Source organism: Maribacter sp. PR1 (assembly GCF_028464145.1).
Classification (GTDB): Bacteria; Bacteroidota; Bacteroidia; order Flavobacteriales; family Flavobacteriaceae; genus Maribacter.
Window position 1 is genome coordinate 585,327 of the sequence record NZ_JAQPCG010000002.1, and the last position, 23,715, is coordinate 609,041.

Genomic DNA, 23,715 nt, shown 5'->3' on the forward strand with positions numbered 1-23,715 from the left:
TCGAATAAGAATTGATGAATTTGGCTCGAACCAATACCCATAAGTTGTGAGAACCACCAGGTAATTTACCCGGAATGCTAAAACTTAACTAGATAGTAGATGAAATTACGAATCTAAATAAAACTAGTCCTGGTTTGCGGCAACGGTATTGTCGTTTTGCATTTTGATTTTATCAATGAGCAATGCTCCTAACTCCCTACCTTGGCCAACACCTATTTCTACGGCTGCGCGATAGTGGATACCTCCATACATTCTACTGATAGCCGCTTCATCTGCCGCTTCGTTAAAAGAGTTGAACTTTCTCATGGGTAAACCATAAGGCATTTCGGTATCGTCCTCAAAACTAAATCCATCGCCGAAAATATCTGTTAGAGCAGTTGCCGCTGCACCGGATACAACACTATGCCCACTAGTATATTCGGGGAAAGGAGGAGTTTGTAAAATAGGCACCCAGTTTTCGTCGATATGCTGATTAATTAATGTCTCAGGTCGAATAAGATTGCTTCTGTATTTTTCATCCCAACAGCTGATAAAAGCATCGGCAATGGCCATTGATGTTTTGGTATAGGCAAAAACAGTTTTTTCGAAATCACTTTCCGTATCCTTACAGGCTATTTTTGTAATACCGATCCAATGTGCACCAGGCGTAATTTTTTTTGTGGCGAACATTAAGTGTCCACGGGTAACGGAGACATACGGATTACAATCCCAAAACTTGGCAATGGCAACTTCTTCAGATGAGTCACCAACAGCCGTAATCCTATTACTGGTATCATAAACTTCTTTCAATTCTTTATAAAATTTCGAATTTTCATCCATAGAAAATGGTGGAGGGGGCACGGGCTTAAATTGTGCGGCCGAATCCAGAAAAAATGGCCTGATTTTATTCCAGTGTGGTTCAATACCATCCATATATGCAGGAGGTGTTGGTTGCCATCTGGCCGGGTCATCCGTATTGACCGTAAACTTGGGCATAGTGCGCGTTTGGCTATAATTGTCCTTACCCATCCACTTTTTTATATGCTCAGCTACTTTTTCACCATATGCTTTTGAGGCATCAAATTCAACTTTGTTGGTCGTCTCCCACTTATTGAATAGGCTGTCTTGTAAAACATTAAATTTATCCTCGGAGAAAATCAGCTGTTTGCTAATGTTCATATGGGCAATCATAGCTGCCAAGTGAGCGTTCACATTGGGAACAGAATCAAGTTTTGGTATTGGTGTAAGCTCGTTTACTTGCCCTGCCAAGGAATTGTATTCTGGGTTAACCTGAGCTATAATCTCATATGCCGCGATATTTGGGTAAGCAAAAATTCTACTTGCTACGGGCGGAGAAAAGATATCATGTATCATAATCTCTACAACTTTATCTATAGAGGTATGTAAATCTTCCGCGGTTATATTGATAGGTTCATTGCTTTGCGGCTTTTCTTGGGTACAAGAAAATGAAATCAATAAAAGAAGTAGTGCCGAAACTTTCCTGAACATAACTTGTCTATTTTTGTTTTTACAATATAATTATTGTTAAATGGTAGGCAAAATTACACTATTTTGTCTGCTATTCAATTCTTTAGGCTTAAAAATGGACGCTACAGGACGACATTAAACTTTCATTAATCTTTTTTAAGAATTTCTTAGTGCCAAATGTTTTAAAGTCAGTCAATACTTGGCGAAGAATCGATTGGTAAATAAACTTCAGTCACCCATTTTCTGGTGTCGCCCCCCATTTGAGGGTTATTGTGAAATACCTCCAAAGGAGTTTCTGTCACTTTAATATTATTTTTTTTAGCGTGATTTATTAAAGCATACCAAGCTCTATCCGATGAAATATAATTTCCATTAAAGATGGCCTTGATTCCTTTTTTAGATTCTAAATTTTTGAATTTTATTTCACCCAAGTCGGGTAAAGTATCCATTTTTTTTACTGGAAAACCAAAATTATAGGTAAGGCTGTCGTTTTTCTTGTCCCAACTAACCACCTCGACCATTGGGAGACCATCGAATTCAATTTTATTCTTGAGGAGAACATCACTAATAAAATTTGTGTTATTCATCATACCTTGTGCCTTATGAACCTGTTCTTTGGTAATGGTGACATACGCTAACAGTTTAGCTGGCATCTCTTCTTCCCCTATTATCGTTACTTTAAAATTATCTACATGGTCTTTTAATACGGTCATAAAATCGTACACGGTTTTCTCAGACCGTTTTACAAAATCAGTTTTGCTAAAAGGTACTTTTAGCTTATTCACAATACTGTGCATCAAATTATCATCCTTTACACCGACAGAAACCTTTGAAAGGGAATCGTTAATTGGGATTATAGTCCAGTTATATTGATGCACGGAATCTGAAAAAGTAAATGTTTGTAAAATATTAAGAGGGTCCTCTTGTTTTGGACTCGTAGAATTTTTAATTCCCTTACCCCAAAGTTTTAGCGATTGATTAATGGTACCTGGCAATGACTTTGACGAGAAATTAATGGTATAGTCTGATGGTTTAAAAAACAAATACCATACAATTAAAATGGAAATAATAATCACTAAGATTTTAATACCTTTTTTCATTATCAATATTAGATTTTTTGAAAATTTGTCAATGGGTTTTAATTGAAAATTAGGATACCGATTTTTAAGGTATTAGTTTGTACAATTGCGCTTTTTCATCATTGAAAGTTGCCAGTAAATATGGCCGGTCCTTAAAACGTAGAATATTGAGGTGCCGGAGGGATTTAAACATAAAATTTAAACCTATATCGTTACCCATTTGGATTTCATCAGGTGACTTTATCAGGGCCCCAGAAAAGGAATCAAATCTACCGTGATAAGGTTTCACACCAAAATAATTTCCGCCGGCCAGTACTTCTTCCCTTCCGTCTCCATTAAAATCGAATCTGAGAAAATCCATAATTGGAGCCAATTGCAATTCAAAAGGAAAAGGAACGAATTCAAAACGGCCATTTTCATTTTTGAGATAACCGGATTTAAGCTCTCCTACTGTGAGCAACCTTGACTTTTCAAGTAGCTCATTGCCCAATACCTCCTCAATGGGTTTACCTGCAAAGGAGGTATAGGTATTAAATTTTTTACGTAAAAACACCAATTGGCTGGATAATTCATTGAGTCCGTCTAAAGGGTAATATCCATCTTGGTTATAGTTACAGACGATGGTTTCGGTGTTACCGTTGTCATCAAAGTCATTATAATACATTTTTAACGGATGCTTTTTAGAAGCTGTGAATTTCGAATTTGCACCCCAATTTCCCAATAAATAATCAAGGTCACCATCCTGATCAATATCAAAGCTCTCTATACTTTGCCATAGGCCTGTTAAATTCTCGTCCAACAGTCCTTCCTCCAATACAAGATTACCGTTGTCATTTTTGAAGAATTTTGGGCTCATCCATTCCCCGACAATGATTAAATCTGTTTTACCATCATTATTGAAGTCTTCGGCAATTGCATCCGTGACCATACCTAAAGCTTCGAAAGATTTGGTATTTTTCACGGAGTACTTACCATTATCGTTTAAAAGAAGATACGATTTAGGGAGCTTGCCAAAATCACCCGAAACAGATTGACTCCCAATAAAAAGGTCCAAATCCCCATCCGAATCAATGTCAATAGGGACTATGACCGAAGTGTTTTCGTACAATTCCGGAAAATCCAAACGAATTGCTTCGCCCTCTTTTATATGGAAATTGTAATAACTATTCTTCAGTGCTTTGGCCTGTCCGAAAAAGTCTGCCCCTCCCGTACCTACCAATAATTTAGGAGAACTATTGCTGTCTGGCTTAAAAATAATGGATACCACGTCCTCCTTAACAGAATCTTTTTGAATGCTGGGGTAAGTAGAACGGACGAAATTTGTGTCTTTTTGAATATAGATTTGTGCAGGAACAAATTTGGAACCGCCAAAGTATATGTCATCCTTACCGTCATTATTGATATCACCTATACTAGTAGCAGGACCACGGTCCGACGCTTTGTAGGGGATAAGTTTTTGTCGATTAAAATCGGTATAAGCATCTTCCTTGTGTTCAAAATCTAAACCAAGACCATCTTCAACGAGGGTAAATAATGGTTTGACTTCTGTTTTCCTTGATCTTGAGTTTGGAAAAGTACTTTCTGGCGAAATTTCTAAGGTTTGATTTACCGCCACGTTTTTCAATACTTGATGGGATCGATCTGGCCAAATTATTTCCAGTGAATCTATATTAGTCAATTGGCTATACCCAAAGTGTACTATAGGTTGGGAAGAGGACTGGAACCCACGAACCGTGTATAATTCCCTAAACTGTATTTTTCCCTTAGAATAAGACGTGACTTTTGTTCCAATACCTAAGGTGTTTCCTTTCTTATAGTTCAGTTTCACCTTTAAATAATTAGAGGTCATATTGGTTAGGTTTTCATAGAAGGTAACCTGGCTATTAAGGTTATTGGTAATAATATCCAAGTCTCCATCATTGTCTAAATCACCATAGGCAGTAGCTCCTGAAACCAGCGTATCTTGAGGAATCCATTCCTTGGATTGGTCAACGAAAGTTGGCCCGGAACCTCCTTGAAAAATTTTATTACCAACATGGCCAGAGGGCATTAATTCCAAGGCTTTTTTGTCTATTAAATTTGTATTGTTGATTTTTTTTTCAACATTTTCATTCGATAGAAAGTTTATATAATCCAGGTCATTAGGACGTTTTGGAATACCGTTACTAATAAAAATGTCCTGCTCCCCATCTTGATTATAGTCACCAAAAAGTGCGCTCCAACTCCAATCCGTGGCAGCCACACCACTTGCCAGTGCAGTTTCCTGGAACGTGCCGTTAGATTGATTTAAATAGAGCATGTTGCGGGTAAATTGGTAATGATATCCGTAATCGTTAATGCGAAGTTTTTGGACTTGAATATTATCATCGCCTTCGGACGATTTAATTACTTTTTCATCCTCAGGAAGCATATCCAAGGATATTAAATCAGGGCGACCGTCATGGTTCAAGTCTGCCACGTCGCTACCCATTGAAAATCTCGAAGTATGACCAAAATAATTCCTTAGACTTTCCGTAAAAGTACCATCGCCATTGTTGATGTAATAGTAATCATCTTCATGAAAATCGTTACCTATGTAAAGGTCTGGATAACCGTCCAAGTTGAAATCCGAAACAGCTACTCCAAGTCCATAACCATTTATTCCCCCAAAAATACCTGCCTCCTCACTCACATCGACAAATTTTCCATTATCGTTTCTAAGCAGTTTATCTCCTGTTTCGTAACTGCGTTCGTACCTGAGTTTAACGTTTCCAAAAGTATCTTGTGAATGTACGGCATGATTTAAAAGATAGATATCCAAATCGCCATCTAAGTCATAGTCTAAAAATGCGGCATTGGAACTATAGGATTCATAATCTAATCCATATTCGGCCGATTGCTCCTTAAATGTTTCATCCCCTTGATTAATAAATAACTCATTATGTCCATTGAAACCGTTTAACCCTACAACGGCACAAACGTAAATATCCAAAAGACCGTCCCCATTTACATCGCCCATTACAGCCCCTGTATTCCAAGAGCTTTTTCCGGAAACGCCGGCTTTTTCAGTAATATCCTGGAACTTTAAATTACCTTGGTTTATATAAAGTTTATTTTCGGTCTGGTTGGCAGATAAATAGATATCCGGCAAATTGTCATTGTTGATATCACCAATGGCTACGCCACCACCATTATAAAAATAGAGATAATCCAAGATGTTGAGGTCATCTGTTTCTCGAAGGGTATTGGCAAAGTCAATACCTGTATCCTCAGCCTTGAGTTTTTTAAATACCTCACCAGAATTAGTATCGGAACAACTTAAAAGCACGATGCATATGAAAAAAACAAGATATCTAATTCTCATAAAGGCTATAGATTTTTGGAGTAGCATCGTTTATAGCCGCTACAATAAATTCTTTTCCCGATTTATCCTTTAGTATTTTTAGGTGTTTGACCTCTTCCCTTATGAAAAAACCACTTTCGTTATAGTTCTGCCAATCGAATCCCAGTTTTCCATCCCCTAAAAGAACGTTTCCGTAATTGGCGTCCAGTCTAGAAAACTGTGGCTTGAACTCAAAATTATTGCCTGCCATAATCAAATCTAAGTTCCCATCAGCGTTTACATCCGTACACTCTATACCACAAATACAGGAAAATTGAACCTGTGGTGGTAATACCTTGAAGGAAAATTTTCCTTCCCCTTCGTTGATGGCAATCATTGACTCTGAAGTTGCCGCTTCCTTAACAATTGAATTCGCTATCACTTCCTTTGAAAAGAGTTGGTCTACCCTGCGTTTGGCATAGTCGGAAGCTTTAATATTCTCTTTTTTTAGGGCCAAAATCTGGGTGGTCAGTTCCTTTTTTTGATGAAGGGGATAGTCACCTCCATTATAGCGTTGCGTTACGATTTGCTCAATGGTTCCGTCATTGTCAAAATCATTGACCCACATTTTCATTGGTTTTCCCGGTGCAGGTTTATAATGCAGATTATTGCCGGCATTACCCAGAATTAAATCAAGATCTCCGTCGTTATCCAAATCTTTAGCATTAACTGCTCCCCACCATCCACTTAAACTATCCAAGTTACTTTCCAATTTACTGAGCCTACGACCAGAATTTTTAAAAATTTGTGGGGTTCCCCAATCCGAAACGGTTATTAGGTCCTTCTTATCATCTTCATCGATGTCTACCCAAATTGCATCGGTAATCATACCCGCATTCTTTAGGTCGTATGCAGATTTTTCGGTTACATCAGAGAATGTATTGTCTCCATTATTTAGAAGTAATAAATGGTTTGGTTCTACTCCATAGGTACCCACAACACTGCGGGATCCAATAAAAATATCGGTATACCCATCTCCATTAAAGTCGAAAGGAGCCACCACGGAAATGTTCTTGTTTGTACTTGGAAGCTTAGCATCTAGTTTGGAAAAATTGGCTTTGCCATCATTGATATAAATTCTTGCGCCGTACGTACTTTGCATGCCCAACTCGTTTCCTCCATTTCCTACTATTAAGTCTAGGTCACCATCATTATCGGAATCAAAAAATGAAGCAGAAACATCTTCAAATTCTGCATCTACTTCAAAATAAGAAGTATTGGGACTACCTACTTTTCCATTTCCGCTATGAAGATAAAGTGTAGCGGGTTGCCCTTTGGCACCTCCTATAAAAAGATCTTCGTTACCATCCCCGTTCACATCTCCTATGGCCATAGCAGGTCCCTCTTCGGCAAGGGATTGGTATATTAACCCTTCATTGTCAAAATCGTTATACTCGTTTTCTTTATGGGTATAAAAAGTTGGATTATTTACCTCTTGTAAAAATGGGAGACTATTCTTTGTTTTAGGTAACGTATATTTTGTTGAAGCATCGTTATAGTTTAAAGTCAAAGTTTGGTTTGCTTTAACTTTTGTTAGTTTTTGAGTTGAATCATCGGGCCAGATAATTCTTATAGAGTCTATTTCTTGTATTTTCCCCAGACCGATGGTCATTGGGTATTCTACGGAAGATTGGAATCCTCTAGATGGAATTAAGGTTTGACCTATGACTTGATTATCAAAATATAATTTGGCAACAGTTCCTATGGCGAACTTATTTTTATCAGGCCCCTCAAAATCAAGTTTAATGAAATTATGTTCTTTTTTCTTTTCGGTATTGTTTCTGTAAACAAAACTTTCCATGTTCACATTATTTACAACCAAATCCAAGTCCCCGTCATTATCCAAATCGGCATAAGCAGCACCATTCGATTTACTAGGAACTTCAAAACCCCATTCTTCGTTTGCGTTTTTAAAGGTTATATCGCCGTTATTCTTGTAGGCGTAATTCGGTAAGGGTGTCATGGGCATTTTGTTGATAATGGAATCAATAGACTCCTTTCGTCCTGTCAATGCCATTTTTTGGATAATTTCATTCGCGAAAAAGTCCACAAAATCCAAATCGGTAAGGTCGTGGTTAATGCCATTGGTTATAAAAATATCTTTTAGCCCGTCATTATCCATATCGAACAAGAGGCCGGACCAACTCCAATCTGTTGCCTCAATTCCGCTATAATAAGCGACTTCTGAAAAAGAACCATTACCATTATTCAACTGTAGGGTATTCTGGATATATTGCTGGTGGAAATCCTTACTCTGTTTCAATTTAAAAATATTATAACCTTCAAACTCCATGACGGATTTAACGCGTTGGTCAGGTTCCGGAAGCATATCGGTAATAAAAATGTCACTGAGCCCATCGTTGTTTATATCTGCGATGTCAATTCCCATGGCGGATAGGCTTAGATGGTTGGTCCATTTTTTTATTTCCTCACTAAATGTACCGTCATGATTGTTGATGTATAAATAATCTCGCTCATAAAAATCGTTAGAAACATAAATATCCGGGTAAAGGTCTTGATTGATATCTGTAATCATTACACCCAAACCAAAACCAATGAGACTTCCATAAATACCTGAATCCTCGCTAACATCTACGAATTTACCATCATCGTTTCGTAATAACATATCACCAACACCCTTGAATATGTCCGGAACTCCTTCCCAATCTTGAGCTCTAACTTCGCGTTGTTCTGCATACCCTAAACTACTAACTGGAATGTTGCTATTGTTGAGGATATAAGCATCTAGATCTCCATCTTTGTCGTAATCGAAAAAAGTGGCGTGTGTGGAAAAACCAGTTTTGGCCAAATTAAATTCAGAGGCCCGTTCCGTGAAGGTTAAATCACCATTGTTAATGAACAAATCATTATCGTGGTTGTTCCCTTCCATATTACCCGCATTACTAACATATATATCCAGAAGACCATCGTTATTAATGTCAGCCATGGTTACCCCTGTGGACCAAGGTTTATTTCCCTGTGTACCTGATTTTTCGGTAATATCCTCGAATTTGAAATTTCCCTTGTTCAGGTATAAACGATTTGACACCATGTTTCCGGTCATATAGATATCCGTTAAGCCATCGTTATTGATGTCCCCCAAGGCAACTCCTCCGCCATTATAGAAGTTTCTATATTTAAAAATGTTGAAATTCTTCTGGTTTTCTATTCTATTAAAAAACTTTATGCCCGTACTATCCGGCGACATCAAAGTAAATAGTGTATTTTCCTTTTTTTCTTTTTCATTATCTACACTCGATTTATCCGTACAGGAAAAACCTAGTAGTATTATTGATATGGATATAAGAAAATAGGGCTTATTCATTGTTATCATCATAAATAAAGAAAATAGGCGAATTATTGTTCCGCCCAATTATGTAAGATTCAGTATTCTTAAGTTTTATCTTTTGTATTTCTCTTGCCGCACCATCGATTTCCAACATTTTGTACCTACTCGTATAAGGTTGTTGATTGTCCTTGGAATGATACAAAATTAAGCCATGCAATGCGTCTAACCTCCCCAATTGAGTGCTAATTTCATATGTATTGCCAACAATTAACAGATCTTTAAAGCCATCCTTGTCAAAATCATCAATGGCTATATCGTGTATGGATGATGCCTGCGCTATTATGGGCAAAGGTTGTTTTAAAAATTTACCACCACCTTGGTTTATGAACAAACAGCTTCTTAGTTCATACACATATTTTTTATTGGATTTATTTAAGGAAGCATTTCCAAATATATCCTCAATACTAGCTTTAGCAAACGAGTCATAGGATAAATATTTCTTATTCAAGAAAGGCATCTGTTTTACTAGTTCGTCCTTAGAGGCAAAAGGTGTTTCCGTGCCTCCGTGGTAATAAGTAATTAAAGGGTCATTTTGTCCATTGGAGTCAAAATCGTAATTATACAAAGTTATTGGCTTTGTCCTAGATGCTTTGAATTTCGTATTTGCCCCCCAGTTACCGGCGATGAAATCTTGGTCACCGTCATTGTCGACATCCATCGAAACTACTGTGTTCCACCATCCATGAGTAGTGCTGAGGTCATTAGATTTTAGTAGGGTTAGCTTTTTTCCATCGTTTATAAAAATTGAAATCGGCATCCAGTGGCCAGCTACGAGTAAATCATCGATACCATCATCATTAAGGTCTGTCCAAACCAAGTCCTTAACGTTGCCCAAGTTTTTAAGTTCTGGGACAATTAGTTCTGTTGCATCAGAAAAATTTCCCTTTCCATCATTTATGAAAAAATATTGTTGTGGTACTTCTCCGAATTGGGTTGGAACCAAATCCGAGGCAATTATAACATCAACATCTCCATCATTGTCGTAATCGTTAGTGGATATTTTAGAAGCATTAGTACTGATATTGGAAAAAGCTAAGGTTTCTTCCATAAAATCACCTTCTATATTCAGGTATAATCGTGGCCTTAATGGTTCACCATTAAGATATTCGTTTCCGCCACTTGCCACTAACAAATCTAAATAGTCGTCACCGTTAGCATCAAAAAATATACTGGTAACGTCTTCGTTGTTAACTTTTGATTCAAATGGATTGGTTTGACTTTCTCTGAAATTCCCTTCTACATTTTGAAGATAAATTTTTGAGGATTGGGTTTTAGCTCCCCCTATAAAAAAGTCATCCAGGCCATCCCTGTTTATATCCGCAACGGAAATGGTAGGGCCCTCGTTCGACCTAACAAAAGGAACTAATGGTTCCCTGTTAAAATCCAAAGTTTGTTTTTCTTCATGAACAAAGTCAACGGACAAATCTTTTGCAATTATATATTGATTGCTCCCGTTTGACGGTGTAAACTTTGAATCATTTATGTTTTTTTCAAAAACTACTAACCTTTCTTGGTTAGGTTTTATATCTGTGATTTTTTTTATCGTCTTGTCTGGCCAGACAATTTTCAATGAATCAATTATAGAATCGTTTCCAACTCCAAAGTGAAGTATGTTTCCACCTGAGGATAAATAATTATTCGAAGGATAGTGTTCCTGGTATTGTTCTTTTCCTAAGGAATACACAAATACTTTGGAGCCTATTCCATTAATATTCTTTGGAGGTCCTTTTAGTTTTATTTTAATGAAGTTATTTTCCTTCTGATTGTTTTGCAAAATGGAAACAGGCTCATCTAGATTGTTTACGACGATATCTAAATCACCGTCGTTGTCCAAATCGGCATATGCACATCCATTACTGAATGTTGCTTCATCTTTAAACCAAGTTGTGGTGTAATTTGAAAATGTTAAATCACCATTATTTTTAAAAAAATAATTGGATACTTTTTTTTCGGGAATCTCGTCGATTAAGGGCATGTCCGTATTCCTCATTCCAGCATCTATCCTTTTTTGAATATCCTCATTTGCAATGAAATTCATATAGTCCATATCATTGGTGGCACCCTTGATACCATTTGTGATAAAGACATCTTTGTATCCGTCGTTGTCAAAATCGGCCAATAAAGGTCCCCAAGACCATTCTGTTGCAGATAATCCACTTAAAAAACCTATTTCAGAGAAATTTGAGCCTTTGTTGTTTAGGTGCAAGGTGTTTTGCATGTATTGCGGTGCAAAACCATTCTTTAAATATTGTTGGTAGATAGGATAGCCATATTCCAGCCCAGAGGTCTTGTAGGTATGCAGGTTTTCCGGTAGCATATCCAATGAAATAATATCGGAATACCCATCATTGTTTATGTCCGAAATAGCATTGCCCATGGAAAAGTGTGAGGTATGGCCCAATTTTTTGTCATCAAGAGAAATAATCTCTTTAAAAGTTCCGTCTTGCTGATTTAGATAGAGATAGTCATTTTCAAAAAAATCATTTCCAATATATATGTCCGGGTAACCGTCCCGATCAATATCTGAAATAGAAATCCCTAACCCATAGCCACTTTTTCCTTGAAAAATACCTGCTTTTTCACTGATATCTATAAATTTCTCATTGACATTTTCGTAGAGTCTATCCCCGGAAAGGGTGTCTCTTTTTGACCTGTTATTGCCTCTGCCATAGTTTAGGTTTGGGTGAACGGAATGGTTCAAAAGGTACATGTCTAAATCGCCATCGAGGTCGTAATCAAAAAAGACGGCTTTTGTTGAGAGTCCTGAAAAATCCAATCCATAATCTTCCGCTTCATCTTTAAAGGATGGGTTACCTAATTCATCCAGGCCCTGATTCACCAATAATTTGTTTTTTCCTTGTAATGCTCTATATCCGGAGGCTTGACAGATATACAAATCTAACAAACCATCATTGTTTATATCAACTTGCGTTACCCCAGTGGTCCAATTGCCTAGTTTTTTTGTATTCCAATCCATTGATAACCGTTTAAACGTCATGTTTCCTTGGTTTAAATATAAATTGGGAGCTACTTGATTCCCTGCTAGGAACAAGTCAATAAGGTTATCATTATTGAAATCTGCGGTAATTACTCCGGCCCCGTTATAGTAGTACAAGTAATTAAGGATATTTAATTCAGGAGTACTTGTTATGGTATTGGTAAATGTGACACCTGTACTATTAGAGGGTAATTGTATAAATAGTTTGTCCTCAGTATCGCTACATCCCAAGGAAAGTAGGAGAAAACCAAAATATACTAAATGTTTTCGCATACGAACCAAACAATCGAAAATGGGGTTAAAGAAACGGAATTTATTGGCTTTGGCACGAATTTTTAACCTTGTGCTAACTGTTTTAAACTTTTATTAAGTTTTTAATCTAAAAAAAAGAATCCCTTAATAGTAAGGGATTCTTATATACTCAATAAATAGAACTACTATTCGTAACCTGGATTCTGTACCAAATTAGGATTGGCCAAAAGTTGAGGTAACGGAATAGGGAATAACAATCTCTTCTCGTTTCCAATTTCTCCATCATTTTTAAACTGCCAAGCTCTAAGGTATTCTCCAAAACGAATAAGATCTCCTCTTCTCCAACCTTCGGTATATAGTTCTCTTCCCCTTTCATCAAGGATATCACTTTCGCTTACGGAACCTAGGGGGTTAGCATCTCTTATAACACGAAGGGTGTTAATCATCTCCGTAGGGTCACCACCGGTTCTAAACATGGCTTCGGCTTTCATCAGATAGGCATCTGCGTATCTAAATTGAACTTTATGTAACGTAGTTTCACCGAAACGAGGATTGTACTTTATAATACGAATACCTGTTCTTTCACTGTTATTAATTAGGTTAGTAGATCCAGTACCATCAACAAATTCTCTGGTAAAAGCTAAATCTACACCTTGTCTATCCTGTAATTTGGATCCATCCAAGTCATATTGTTGGTTGACCAAAAACCCAAAACCAACATTGGAACCAAATTCATAACCTTCCGCATCTTCCGTAAATTCCCTACCAGTAAAAGAAAGTCCTTCTGGCGGAACACCACCACGTCTTTCCTCTTGTCCATCCAAGGGGGTAAGATCTGTTTCTACTCTATTACTTTCAGGGTCACCTTCAAATAAATCGTAGTATTCAGCCAATGTGCTAAATCCATTCCAGCCACCACCACCGGCAAGACCATATTGGTTCAAGTGCATTGGGGCATAAATCACATTTTGAACGTTGGACTCCGTAAACCAAATAGTTTCACTATCTGCAGATTCCTTAAAGATTTCAAAATAATCATCTTCTAATGCATACCCATCAGCCGTAATAGCGTCTACCAAGGAAATGACTTGGGCCATATCACCTGCGTCAGGAGATCCTCCGCCTCCCGTAAGTTGGTTGACATAAATATGTTTGTTCAAAAGAATTTTGGCTTTTAAGAATCTAGCGGCCGCTTTTCCTGGTCTTAGAAGTTCATCACCGGAATTTCCTGTGAGTACAGGTAATCCTGAAATACAAGTATCCAGGTCAGCTAAAATGAAATCAACAGCTGCTTGCCCGGATAGAACTTCTGGTAATGCCGTGGAGGGTAAACTCGTATCCCTAAATGGTATTTGACCATAAAGGTCTAGAATTCTCCACATGGCATAGGCTCTAAGGAAACGTGCCTCAAGTTTTACGTCTTCTGGCGAATTACTTCTTTCATCCAAAATTTGTGAAGCAGACAATTGGTTTTTATTCCATTGCTCAAATGGTGTAATAACATCTGACTCTTCAAGACCCCACTCGTGTTGGTGTAATTTTCTCCAACGACCATTGTCCCCCCAATCCGCACCCCTAGTGGGTATAATTTGGGCATCCGTAGTCACTTCTAAAAGTGCATAGGTGTTAGCTTGATCAGCAAGTTGTCCTCTGACATCACCATAAAGTGCTTCGAGTGCTGAAGCAGGATTTTCGAGCCCTTGAAATCCTTCACTTATGAAGGAATCCGTTTCCTCAATTTCCAAATCGGTACAGGACACGAAGCCCAGACCTAAAAGGAAACTGGTTAAATAAATTTTTAATTGAACTTTTTTCATAATGTAAACAATTTTTTTAATTAAAATGAAGCGTTAATTCCGAATGTAAATGTACGCGGGTTAGGGAATGTCATAAAATCGATACCCCTACTTGGAATTTCTGAAGCATTTAAATTACCTGTATTTACAGTCACTTCTGGGTCAATTCCACTATAATCTGTGATTAAGAACAAGTTTTGTCCCGTCAGGGATAATCTTAAACTTTTTAATGCGCCTTCACCAGATAAAGGCACCTTATATCCTATGGACGCGTTTTGGAATCTTACGAAATCACCTTTTTCCAAGAATCTGCTAGAAACTGCCGTAGATGCTCCTGGATCTTCGCCCAAGGCAAGTACATCTTGTGTTACGTTTCTTGCTGTACCTAACTGACCGGCATTAAAGAAAGAGTTTGCCGTGTTGTTATATACAGAGAAACCAAATTGGCCCGTAAAAAAGGTAGCTACATCCCAATTCTTATATCTTAAGTTTAGGGAAAGTCCACTTGTAATATCGGGTAATGCATCCTCTCCAACAAATGTTTTATCCACATCAGGATCTCCAACCCCATTACCGTCAACATCTGTATACACAGGGTTTCCAGTGCTGTCAAAACCTTCAAAAATAGCCATGTAATAGGAGAATAAGGACTGGCCAGCTTCAAAACGTTGGGCGAAAGCACCAGTTAAACCAGGCCCATTAATTGGCCCTGTATTGATGGCACCTGCGAAATCTTGGATTTCATTTTGGTTATAGGCAATATTGAAATTGGCCGAGAAATTTAGGTCTTCTTGTTGAATAAAGTCATACCCTATGGCAAATTCTATACCTTGATTTATGATACTCGCATCCACATTACCAAACTGGAAAGGCGTTATTGCAGGAAATGCTGGAGGAGTTCTTAGCAATAAATCTTTCGTGTCTCTACGATAAAAATCTATGCTACCGTTCAATCGGTCACTGTTAAATCCGAAGTCCAATCCTACGTTAAAGTCCAATGTACTTTCCCATTTTAATTCTGGGTTGTCAGCGGCTACGATGGCCAAACCATTTTGTTGAACTACTGCATCATTGTTACTGCCTAGTCCTCCATAACGTTGTCTTGCTACAAAGTTACCATATCCCAGTCCAGCTTGGTTACCGGTTAAACCTGCACTTAACCTAAGTTTTAGAGTGGAGATATTTTCACCGATAAAATCTTCTTCTCCTATTTGCCATGCAAAAGCACCAGAAGGGAAGTAACCGTATTGATTCTCTGGTCCAAATCTTGAAGATCCATCAGCTCTCATAGTAGCCGTAAATAGATATTTACTATTTAAGCTATAGTTAATCCTTCCAAAAAAGGATTGTAGTTCATCCGTATTATCAAATGTATCAGCAGTAACCGCATCTACTCTTCTATCAAATGCATAGGCGACATTATCGGTTGTTGAAGATGGAAATAAACGATTTACTACTAAATCTGTAGTGTTAGTTGCATAGTAAAATTGTTGGAACGAACCATCAATCGTACTTTCGGCACCTTCAACTGAGCTTACCAAATCGTCTCCCATTTGATTGAGGTCCGTAGTGCTGAATCCTCTACCGGTAGTGTTACGTCCTTGCGTCCTAAAATCCTGGTAGGCATAACCGACAACAACATCTAAGTTGGAGTTTTCAAACTCCTTATTATAGTTAACCGTTGTTTCCAAGGTTTTATTGTCTCTATCCAAGGTGTAGAATGTACCAAAACCAATATCACTAATTCCTGGATAATTAATATTATTGGCTGACTGTACAGATACGTTTTCACTATTGGATTTATCGTAACCTGCATTTACTTTAGCTGAAATTTCGGGAGTAAACTTGTATTCTACGGAACCATTTAATAAGAACCTGTCCGTATTACTTATGTTTTGCGACTCAAGTAAAAGGTTAAGTGGGTTTCTAGAAATACTGCCCGGAGGTTGAAAGGTTGGGCTAAGCGGCCAAGTGGGGTTCGCGGAATACGAAGCTCCCAAAAGATCTCCTTCTACGCCTGCTCCAGAATTAATAGGAGGTTGGGATTTATTAACCCTAGAAATTGAAGATTGTAGCGTAAACAACAATTTGTCATCTAAAAACCTTTGATTTAAGTTTAGTCTACCTGTGATTCTTTCGAATTCTGACTTCTCAATGGTACCAAATTGTTTGGAATAACCAAAAGTGGCTCTCACATTACCAGAACCGTAGTTGTTAGAATAGGAAAGGTTATTATTGGTAGAGGCGGCCGATCTAAAGATAGCCTCTTGCCAATCTGTACTTGACCCAAAATCGTTAGCAGCAGGATCAGCACCGTAATCTGGTAAAGCCGTTAAAAATTCGTCTCTATCCAATAAGTCAAACAACCGAACAGGCTGCGCAACACTTAAATTAGTAGAAAATTCGAAAGATCCTTGAGAAGCTCCTTTTCCACTTTTGGTAGTTATTATAACGACACCATTGGCACCACGAGAACCATAAATAGCGGTTGCAGAGGCATCCTTTAAGATACTCATACTTTCGATATCATTAGGGTTTAAGAAGTTTAATGGGTTACCTACTTGTCCACTTCCTGTTCCACCTGCGTTGGACCCAACGGCTTCAGTACTTTCTCCAAATAGCGGAACACCGTCTACAACAAATAAAGGGTTGTTGTTTGCTCTAACCGAGTTTGCACCTCTAATGTTAATTTGAATACCTGCTCCGGGTTCACCCGTAGTTTGCTGAATATTAACACCAGCAGTTTTACCTTGTATTAATTGTTCTGGTGAAGCTATATTACCACCGTTGAAATCCTCGGAAGTTACAGCGGATACCGATCCAGTCGCATCCTTTACGGTTGTAGTACCATAACCAATAATTACTACTTCTTCCAAAGCCTCAGCATCTTCTTCCAAAGTGAAATTAATTGTTGTTCTTCCGTCTACAGACACTTCTTGTGTTTTGTAACCAATATAGCTTACGACTATAACGGCGTCTTCACTAACCGAAAGGGTTTAGTTTCCGTCAAAATCAGTCTGTGTACCGTTTGTTGTTCCCTTTTCCAAAACACTTGCGCCGGGCAAGGGGCCAGAAGCATCGGAAACGGTACCGGAAACTTCTTGTGCCTGTGCTACTCCAAAAGACAAAAGTGCCCCAAGAATAACTAGGCTTTTTAGTAGCGTAATCTTCATAAATAGTTAATTTAAGTTGAGTTTAATTAATTTCAAGAGTTAAAAATATGTAAAAATGTCAAAAACACACGTATAGAATCTAATATATAGTTACGAAACCGTTTTCGTGTTAATAACTTTAGGTAGTCTTTTGGAATTCTAAATTAAAACAACGTCACTTTGGTCAATTCGTAAAAATACTAAGCCTAAAATGTGAATTTGCAATTTTGGCAAATATAAGGATTTTAATTTTCCTTAATGTTTTATTGTTGTTTTATTAATTTAAGTTAAATCTTTAACACTAAACCTTCCCAAGGTTTTTTTAGTCATTTTTTGACTAAATTTCACCACATATTTCAAATTAATGACTACTTAGTTATAGAAAATTGAAAAAGAGAGTTACATTAAAACAAATAGCAAAGGAATTGGAGGTATCTGTCTCAACCGTTTCCAAAGCTTTAAAGAATAGTGAGGAAATTAGTAGGGATACCAAGGATAAAATTCAGGCTTTTGCAAAACTTTATAATTATAGGCCCAATAATATTGCACTAAGCCTAAAGAACAAGAAGACTAAGAATATTGGGGTCATTATACCTGACATTGTCCATCATTTTTTTACAACGGTTTTTAGGGGGATTGAACATTATGCGGGTAAGAGGGGGTACAATGTAATGATTTGCGTTTCGGATGAGTCATTTGAAAAAGAGGTTTTGAATATGGAGCTACTGGCCAACGGGAGTATAGATGGCTTTATAATGTCCTTATCCGCAGAAACCCAGGAGAAAAATGATTACAATCACTTGAATGAGGTATTGAATCAGGGAATTCCCCTTGTATTATTTGATAGGGTTACGGATGATGTCCTATGTGATAAAGTGGTTATCAATGATGAGGAAATTGCATATCAAGCAGTCTTTTCCATGATTAAATCAGGGAAAAGAAACATAGCATTAGTAACTACCGAAAGATATTTCAATGTTAGTACCAATCGGGCAAAAGGCTATGAAAAGGCATTAAAGCGAAATGGAATTGAATTTAATGAAAAATTAATTTTAACGCTGCCTTACGAAAAAGCTGATGATTTTGTTATTTCCAAATTCTTTGATGAAAATGAAATAGATGCTGTTTTGTGCGTGAATGAAATCTTTGCCATTCAATGTATGGATATAGTTCAGCGTCAAGGAAAAAAAGTTCCACTAGATGTTGGGTTTATTGGATTTACTAACGGAATCTTGTCCAAATACTCCGTTCCAAAATTAACCACGGTAGCACAACACGGTGAAAGGATGGGTGAAATGGCTGCAAAACTGCTTATTGACCGTATTGAGAACGATTTGGAAGGAAATTTTAAGACGGAGGTCATTTCTGCTACGCTGATTCAACGTGGTTCTACCATCAATTAGTATTTTTGCCGCCATGGAGAAAGAGGGAATTATTTTTGATCTGGACGGTGTAATCGTGGATACTGCGAAATATCACTATCTCGCATGGAAAAAACTGGCCAATGAGCTGGGGTTCGAATTTACACAAGAACAAAATGAATTGTTTAAGGGGGTGAGTAGAAAATGTTGTTTGGAAATTTTGCTCGACATTGGCAATATTGATGCTTCCCAAAGTCAATTTGATCAATGGATGATTGAAAAAAACGAGGATTATTTATCCTATATAGAAAAGATGGATGCTTCGGAAATTTTACCGGATGTGCCAAGGGTGTTACGATATTTTAATGAAAGAAACGTACCTATGGCATTGGGTTCAGCTAGTAAAAATGCCAAACCGATATTAGAAAAAGTGGGACTACTATCCTATTTTGATAGCATAGTAGATGGGAATAATGTTACTAAAGCCAAACCCGACCCTGAAGTTTTTTTAATAGCTTCGAAAAATTTGGGAGTGGTCGCAAACAAATGTGTTGTTTTCGAGGATGCCGTAGCAGGAATACAGGCGGCCAACCTAGCAGATATGACTAGTATTGGTATTGGAGACCCAAAAACTTTACGGGAAGCAAATTATAATTTTACGGATTTTACAGAAATTTCAAACGAATTTTTGGATAGCCTTATTCAATAGTTCTTTACTTATTCCTATTTTAATCCAATTACATTAAACAATATTTATCCGACAACTATGAATCAGGATTATATACAAGCCGACGAATGGTCCATAATAGAAGAGGGTTTTGATAAGCAACATGTAAAGGCTTCCGAAAGTTTATTCAGTCTGGGCAATGGTGCCATGGGACAGCGAGCAAACTTTGAAGAGACCTATACAGGTGAAACTTTCCAGGGAAGCTATATTGCGGGAGTTTATTATCCGGATAAAACCCGTGTTGGCTGGTGGAAAAATGGATATCCAGAATATTTTGCCAAAGTGTTGAATGCTCCCAATTGGATAGGTATAAAAGTATTCGTAAATGGCCATGAATTCGACTTGGCTACTTGTACTAAGGTTTCTGGATATAAACGTGAATTGAACATGAAAGAGGGCTGGCACAAAAGAACTTTTAGTGCTGTCTTGCCCAATACTATTGAAATAAAGGTCGAGGTAACCCGCTTTCTAAGTTTGAAATTGGATGAGGTCGGGGCTATCGAATTTAAACTAACATTGCCGAACAGTGATGCGGAAGTTTCTTTTGTTCCATATTTAGACAGTGGCATTACCAATGAAGATAGTAATTGGGATGATAAATTCTGGAATACGACGAATGTGTCAACTTCAGGGAACCGTGCCTTTATAGAGGCGCATACAATGAAGACCAACTTTAAGACCTGTGCCTTTATGCAGGCAAGTTTAGATTATAATGGGAAATCAATTCAAGGCAAGTTGGAAGAATCTCAGGAAAACTTCATATCCATGAAATTTTCCCAGAAAATTAAAAGGGGAGAAGATCTAACACTTGTAAAATTCGGAGGATATACAGTATCTCGTAATCATGACGAAGGAGAATTGGTAAGCGCTGCCAACCAAGCATTGGACCAAGCTTCGATTCTTGGTTTTAAAGGATTGTTGGAAGAACAAAAACAGGCCTGGGCCAACATATGGGAAATGAGCGATATCGTAATTGAAGGTGATATCAAAGCACAACAAGGTATTCGATTCAATATTTTTCAACTGAACCAAACCTATCTAGGAACCGATTCTAGATTGAATATTGGCCCAAAAGGTTTTACGGGAGAAAAGTATGGCGGGAGTACCTATTGGGATACGGAAGCGTATTGCATTCCATTTTATATGGCGACCAAGGACGAAAAGGTTGCTAGAAAATTATTAAAATATAGATACAATCACCTAGAAAAGGCCATTGTAAATGCGCAAAAACTTGGATTTTCGAATGGTGCAGCACTTTATCCCATGGTAACCATGAACGGCGAGGAATGCCATAACGAATGGGAAATAACCTTTGAGGAAATTCATAGGAATGGTGCCATAGCCTTCGCTATATATAACTATTATCGATATACCGGTGATTATAGTTACATCCCGGAAATGGGGCTAGAGGTCCTTATAGGTATCGCTAGGTTTTGGCATCAAAGAGCCAATTTTTCAGGTCACAAGAAAAAGTATGTCATTTTAGGGGTTACGGGCCCCAACGAATATGAAAACAACGTCAATAATAATTGGTATACCAATTACTTGGCACAATGGTGTATCAATTTCGCAATAGAACAACTCGGCCGTGTAAAAGAAGGATATCCTAATGATTATAAAAGAGTTGTAGGGAAGACAAATCTTACACCAACAGAATGCGAGGCCTGGAAAAAAGTAGCGGACAATATGTATTTTCCATATTCGGATGAATACAAGGTCTTTTTACAACAAGATGGGTTTTTGGATAAAGATTTGGTCAAGGTAAGTGACCTGAACAAGACGGAAAGACCCATCAACCAAAAATGGAGTTGGGATAGAATTTTAAGGTCGCCCTATATCAAGCAGGCCGATGTATTGCAAGGATTCTATTTCTTCGAAGATAATTTTTCTACAGAAGAATTGGAAAAGCATTTTGATTTCTATGAGCCTTTTACCGTACATGAGTCATCATTATCACCTTGTGTACACAGTATTCAGGCAGCTAAGTTGGGAAGAATGGATCAAGCCTATCAATTTTATCTAAGAACATCAAGGTTAGACTTGGATGATTATAATAAAGAGGTCGAGGAGGGTCTTCACATTACCTCCATGGCTGGCACTTGGATGAGTATCGTGGAAGGTTTTGGTGAAATGAGGGTGATTAATGACCAACTTTCTTTTAATCCCAGAATACCTGAGCAATGGAATGCATATTCATTCAAAGTCAATTTTAGAAATAGAATTATAAAAGTAAAAGTTTCTGCGGATGAAGTAACCTTTGAAATGACCGGGGAAAAAGGAATTCTAATCATGGTAAAAGGAAAGCAAAGGGAGCTGTTACCTAATAATAAATTGACTGTAGGATAGATGGTCTTAAAAGAATCAAGTGTTATCGCTTTATCTCAGGAAAAAGAGATTTAAAAATGAAAGGGAAGATTGTAATCTATCATGTTTTCACAAGACTGTTTGGTAATACCAACACTACAAACAAACCATGGGGAACCATTGAGGAAAATGGGGTGGGTAAGTTTGCGGATTTTAGCGATAAGGCCTTGGCTGAAATTAAGGATTTAGGAATTTCGCATATTTGGTATACAGGAGTTCCTCATCATGCCGTTATAAGGGATTATACGGATTTTGGCATTTCCAATGATGATGCAAATGTAGTGAAAGGGCGCGCAGGTTCTCCCTATGCTGTAAAGGATTATTACAATGTGAACCCTGACTTGGCGACAGACCCGGCCAAACGGCTAGAGGATTTCAAGGCACTAATCGATAGAACTCATAAGCACGGAATTAGGGTAATTATAGATATTGTACCTAATCATGTTGCAAGAAATTATGAGGGTATTTCTAATCCGGAAGGGGTTTCTGGTTTTGGAGTACACGATGATACCAGTCTGGAATATAAAAAGGACAACAATTTCTATTATATCCCTAATTCTGTATTTCAGGTTCCAGATTGGCATGACGGCTACCAGCCTTTGGGAGGTGAAAATCATAAGGCCATAGGGACACTTGAGGAGAAACCGGCAAAGTGGACCGGTAACGGTGCTAGAAGTCCCAAGCCTGATATGAACGACTGGTACGAAACGGTACGCATAAATTATGGGGTTCGCCCAGATGGAGAAATAGATTTTGACCTTCTACCTTATGATTTTGGAGAACGGGACTACAAAGAACACTTTAATTTTTGGAAGCACAAAGAGGTTCCTAATTCTTGGATTAAGTTTAGGGATATAGCCTTGTTTTGGTTGGATTTAGGTGTAGATGGCTTTCGGTACGATATGGCCGAGATGGTTCCTGTAGAATTCTGGAGCTTTATGAATTCATCCATCAAAATGAAAAATGAAGACACCTTTTTAATGGCCGAGGTCTATAACCCAGATTTGTATAGAACTTTTATTCACAAAGGTAAGATGGATTACTTGTACGATAAGGTAGATTTTTATGATGGTCTTAAGCATATCATGAAAGGTTACGGTTGGTCCGATCATATACCAGTAGTACAAAATGGACTAAAGGATATTGAACATCATATGCTCCATTTTCTGGAAAACCATGACGAACAAAGAATTGCAAGTCCGGAGTTTGTTGGCAAGGCCGAAATAGCCAAACCTGCAATGGTGGTTTCTGCAACCATAAGTACCTCTCCCACAATGATTTATTTTGGACAAGAAGTGGGTGAGCCGGCGGCCGAGAACCCAGGCTTTGGAAGTCCGTCGAGGACATCGATATTCGATTATGTTGGAGTTCCGAATCACCAACGTTGGGTAAACGATAAAAAGTTTGATGGAGGTCAGTTAAGCTCGGAGGAAAGAGGCCTAAGAGATTTTTATAAAAGGGTATTAAATTTTACTTTGAAGAGTGAGGCCTTAATGGGCAATTATCGAGAGATTCATTTCTATAATAAGGAACTTACCCAAAACTATAATCATAGGGTCTTATCGTATGTACGTTGGTCAAAGAACCAAAAGCTTATTGTAATCGCTAATTTTGATGTTCAAGAATCATTTTCTTTTGAATTAAAGTTACCTGTCGACTTGATAGAAGAATGGGAACTTAAGAATGAGGAGTTTGTTTTAAAGGAAATGCTTTACGGGGGGAATAATCAATTAAAAATTAGCAACAAAGAGGGATTTATAGATATTCATCTTGCTCCTTTGGAATCATTAATTTTTGAAATACAATAGA

Annotated in this window: 11 protein-coding genes and 1 pseudogene; 4 read left to right on the top strand and 8 right to left on the bottom strand. The window is 37.7% G+C overall.

Going from position 1 to position 23,715, the window contains the following annotated elements:
- Positions 1–123: 123 nt before the first annotated feature.
- The 8 genes and pseudogenes from PP182_RS06215 to PP182_RS21025 form a co-directional block, all read right to left on the bottom strand.
- Positions 124–1,488: a vanadium-dependent haloperoxidase gene (locus tag PP182_RS06215; protein WP_272650471.1), complete on the bottom strand. Its 1,365-nt coding sequence runs from the start codon at positions 1,486–1,488 to the stop codon at positions 124–126.
- Positions 1,489–1,655: 167 nt separating this feature from the next.
- Positions 1,656–2,567, bottom strand: a complete 912-nt coding sequence (locus PP182_RS06220) for an AraC family transcriptional regulator (protein WP_272650472.1) — start codon at positions 2,565–2,567, stop codon at positions 1,656–1,658.
- Between the two features lie 64 nt (positions 2,568–2,631).
- The gene (locus tag PP182_RS06225; RefSeq protein ID WP_272650473.1) at positions 2,632–5,889 is read right to left on the bottom strand and encodes a VCBS repeat-containing protein; all 3,258 of its coding nucleotides are present in this window, start codon (positions 5,887–5,889) and stop codon (positions 2,632–2,634) included.
- Positions 5,879–9,241 carry a VCBS repeat-containing protein gene (locus tag PP182_RS06230; RefSeq protein ID WP_419197724.1) on the bottom strand — a complete coding sequence of 1,121 codons (3,363 nt, stop codon included), beginning with the start codon at positions 9,239–9,241 and terminating at the stop codon, positions 5,879–5,881. The genes PP182_RS06225 and PP182_RS06230 overlap by 11 nt, the downstream gene beginning before the upstream one ends.
- Entirely contained in the window at positions 9,225–12,527 is a 3,303-nt protein-coding gene (locus PP182_RS06235) for a VCBS repeat-containing protein (protein WP_272650475.1), read from the bottom strand. The genes PP182_RS06230 and PP182_RS06235 overlap by 17 nt, the downstream gene beginning before the upstream one ends.
- Before the next feature lie 164 nt (positions 12,528–12,691).
- Complete coding sequence (locus PP182_RS06240; protein WP_272650476.1) at positions 12,692–14,323, bottom strand: RagB/SusD family nutrient uptake outer membrane protein; 1,632 nt, start codon at positions 14,321–14,323, stop codon at positions 12,692–12,694.
- 20 nt (positions 14,324–14,343) lie between these two features.
- Positions 14,344–17,286: pseudogene (locus PP182_RS06245) on the bottom strand (SusC/RagA family TonB-linked outer membrane protein); the annotation flags it as partial.
- Positions 17,287–17,298: 12 nt separating this feature from the next.
- Entirely contained in the window at positions 17,299–17,475 is a 177-nt protein-coding gene (locus PP182_RS21025; RefSeq protein WP_330097978.1) for a carboxypeptidase-like regulatory domain-containing protein, read from the bottom strand.
- Positions 17,476–17,840: 365 nt separating this feature from the next.
- On the opposite strand from PP182_RS21025, the gene PP182_RS06250 reads away from it, so the two are divergent.
- The 4 genes from PP182_RS06250 to PP182_RS06265 are packed head-to-tail and all read left to right on the top strand — an operon-like array spanning position 17,841 to position 23,714.
- Entirely contained in the window at positions 17,841–18,857 is a 1,017-nt protein-coding gene (locus PP182_RS06250) for a LacI family DNA-binding transcriptional regulator (protein WP_272650477.1), read from the top strand.
- 13 nt (positions 18,858–18,870) lie between these two features.
- Positions 18,871–19,524, top strand: coding sequence for a beta-phosphoglucomutase (gene pgmB / locus PP182_RS06255; protein WP_272650478.1), 654 nt, complete (start codon positions 18,871–18,873; stop codon positions 19,522–19,524).
- A gap of 57 nt (positions 19,525–19,581) precedes the next feature.
- A complete protein-coding gene (locus tag PP182_RS06260; RefSeq protein WP_272650479.1) occupies positions 19,582–21,888 on the top strand; it encodes a glycoside hydrolase family 65 protein in 2,307 nt (768 codons plus the stop codon).
- A gap of 56 nt (positions 21,889–21,944) precedes the next feature.
- Positions 21,945–23,714 (top strand): alpha-amylase family glycosyl hydrolase, encoded by a 1,770-nt coding sequence (locus PP182_RS06265; RefSeq protein WP_272650480.1) that lies wholly within the window; start codon positions 21,945–21,947, stop codon positions 23,712–23,714.
- The last annotated feature ends 1 nt before the right edge of the window (position 23,715 follow it).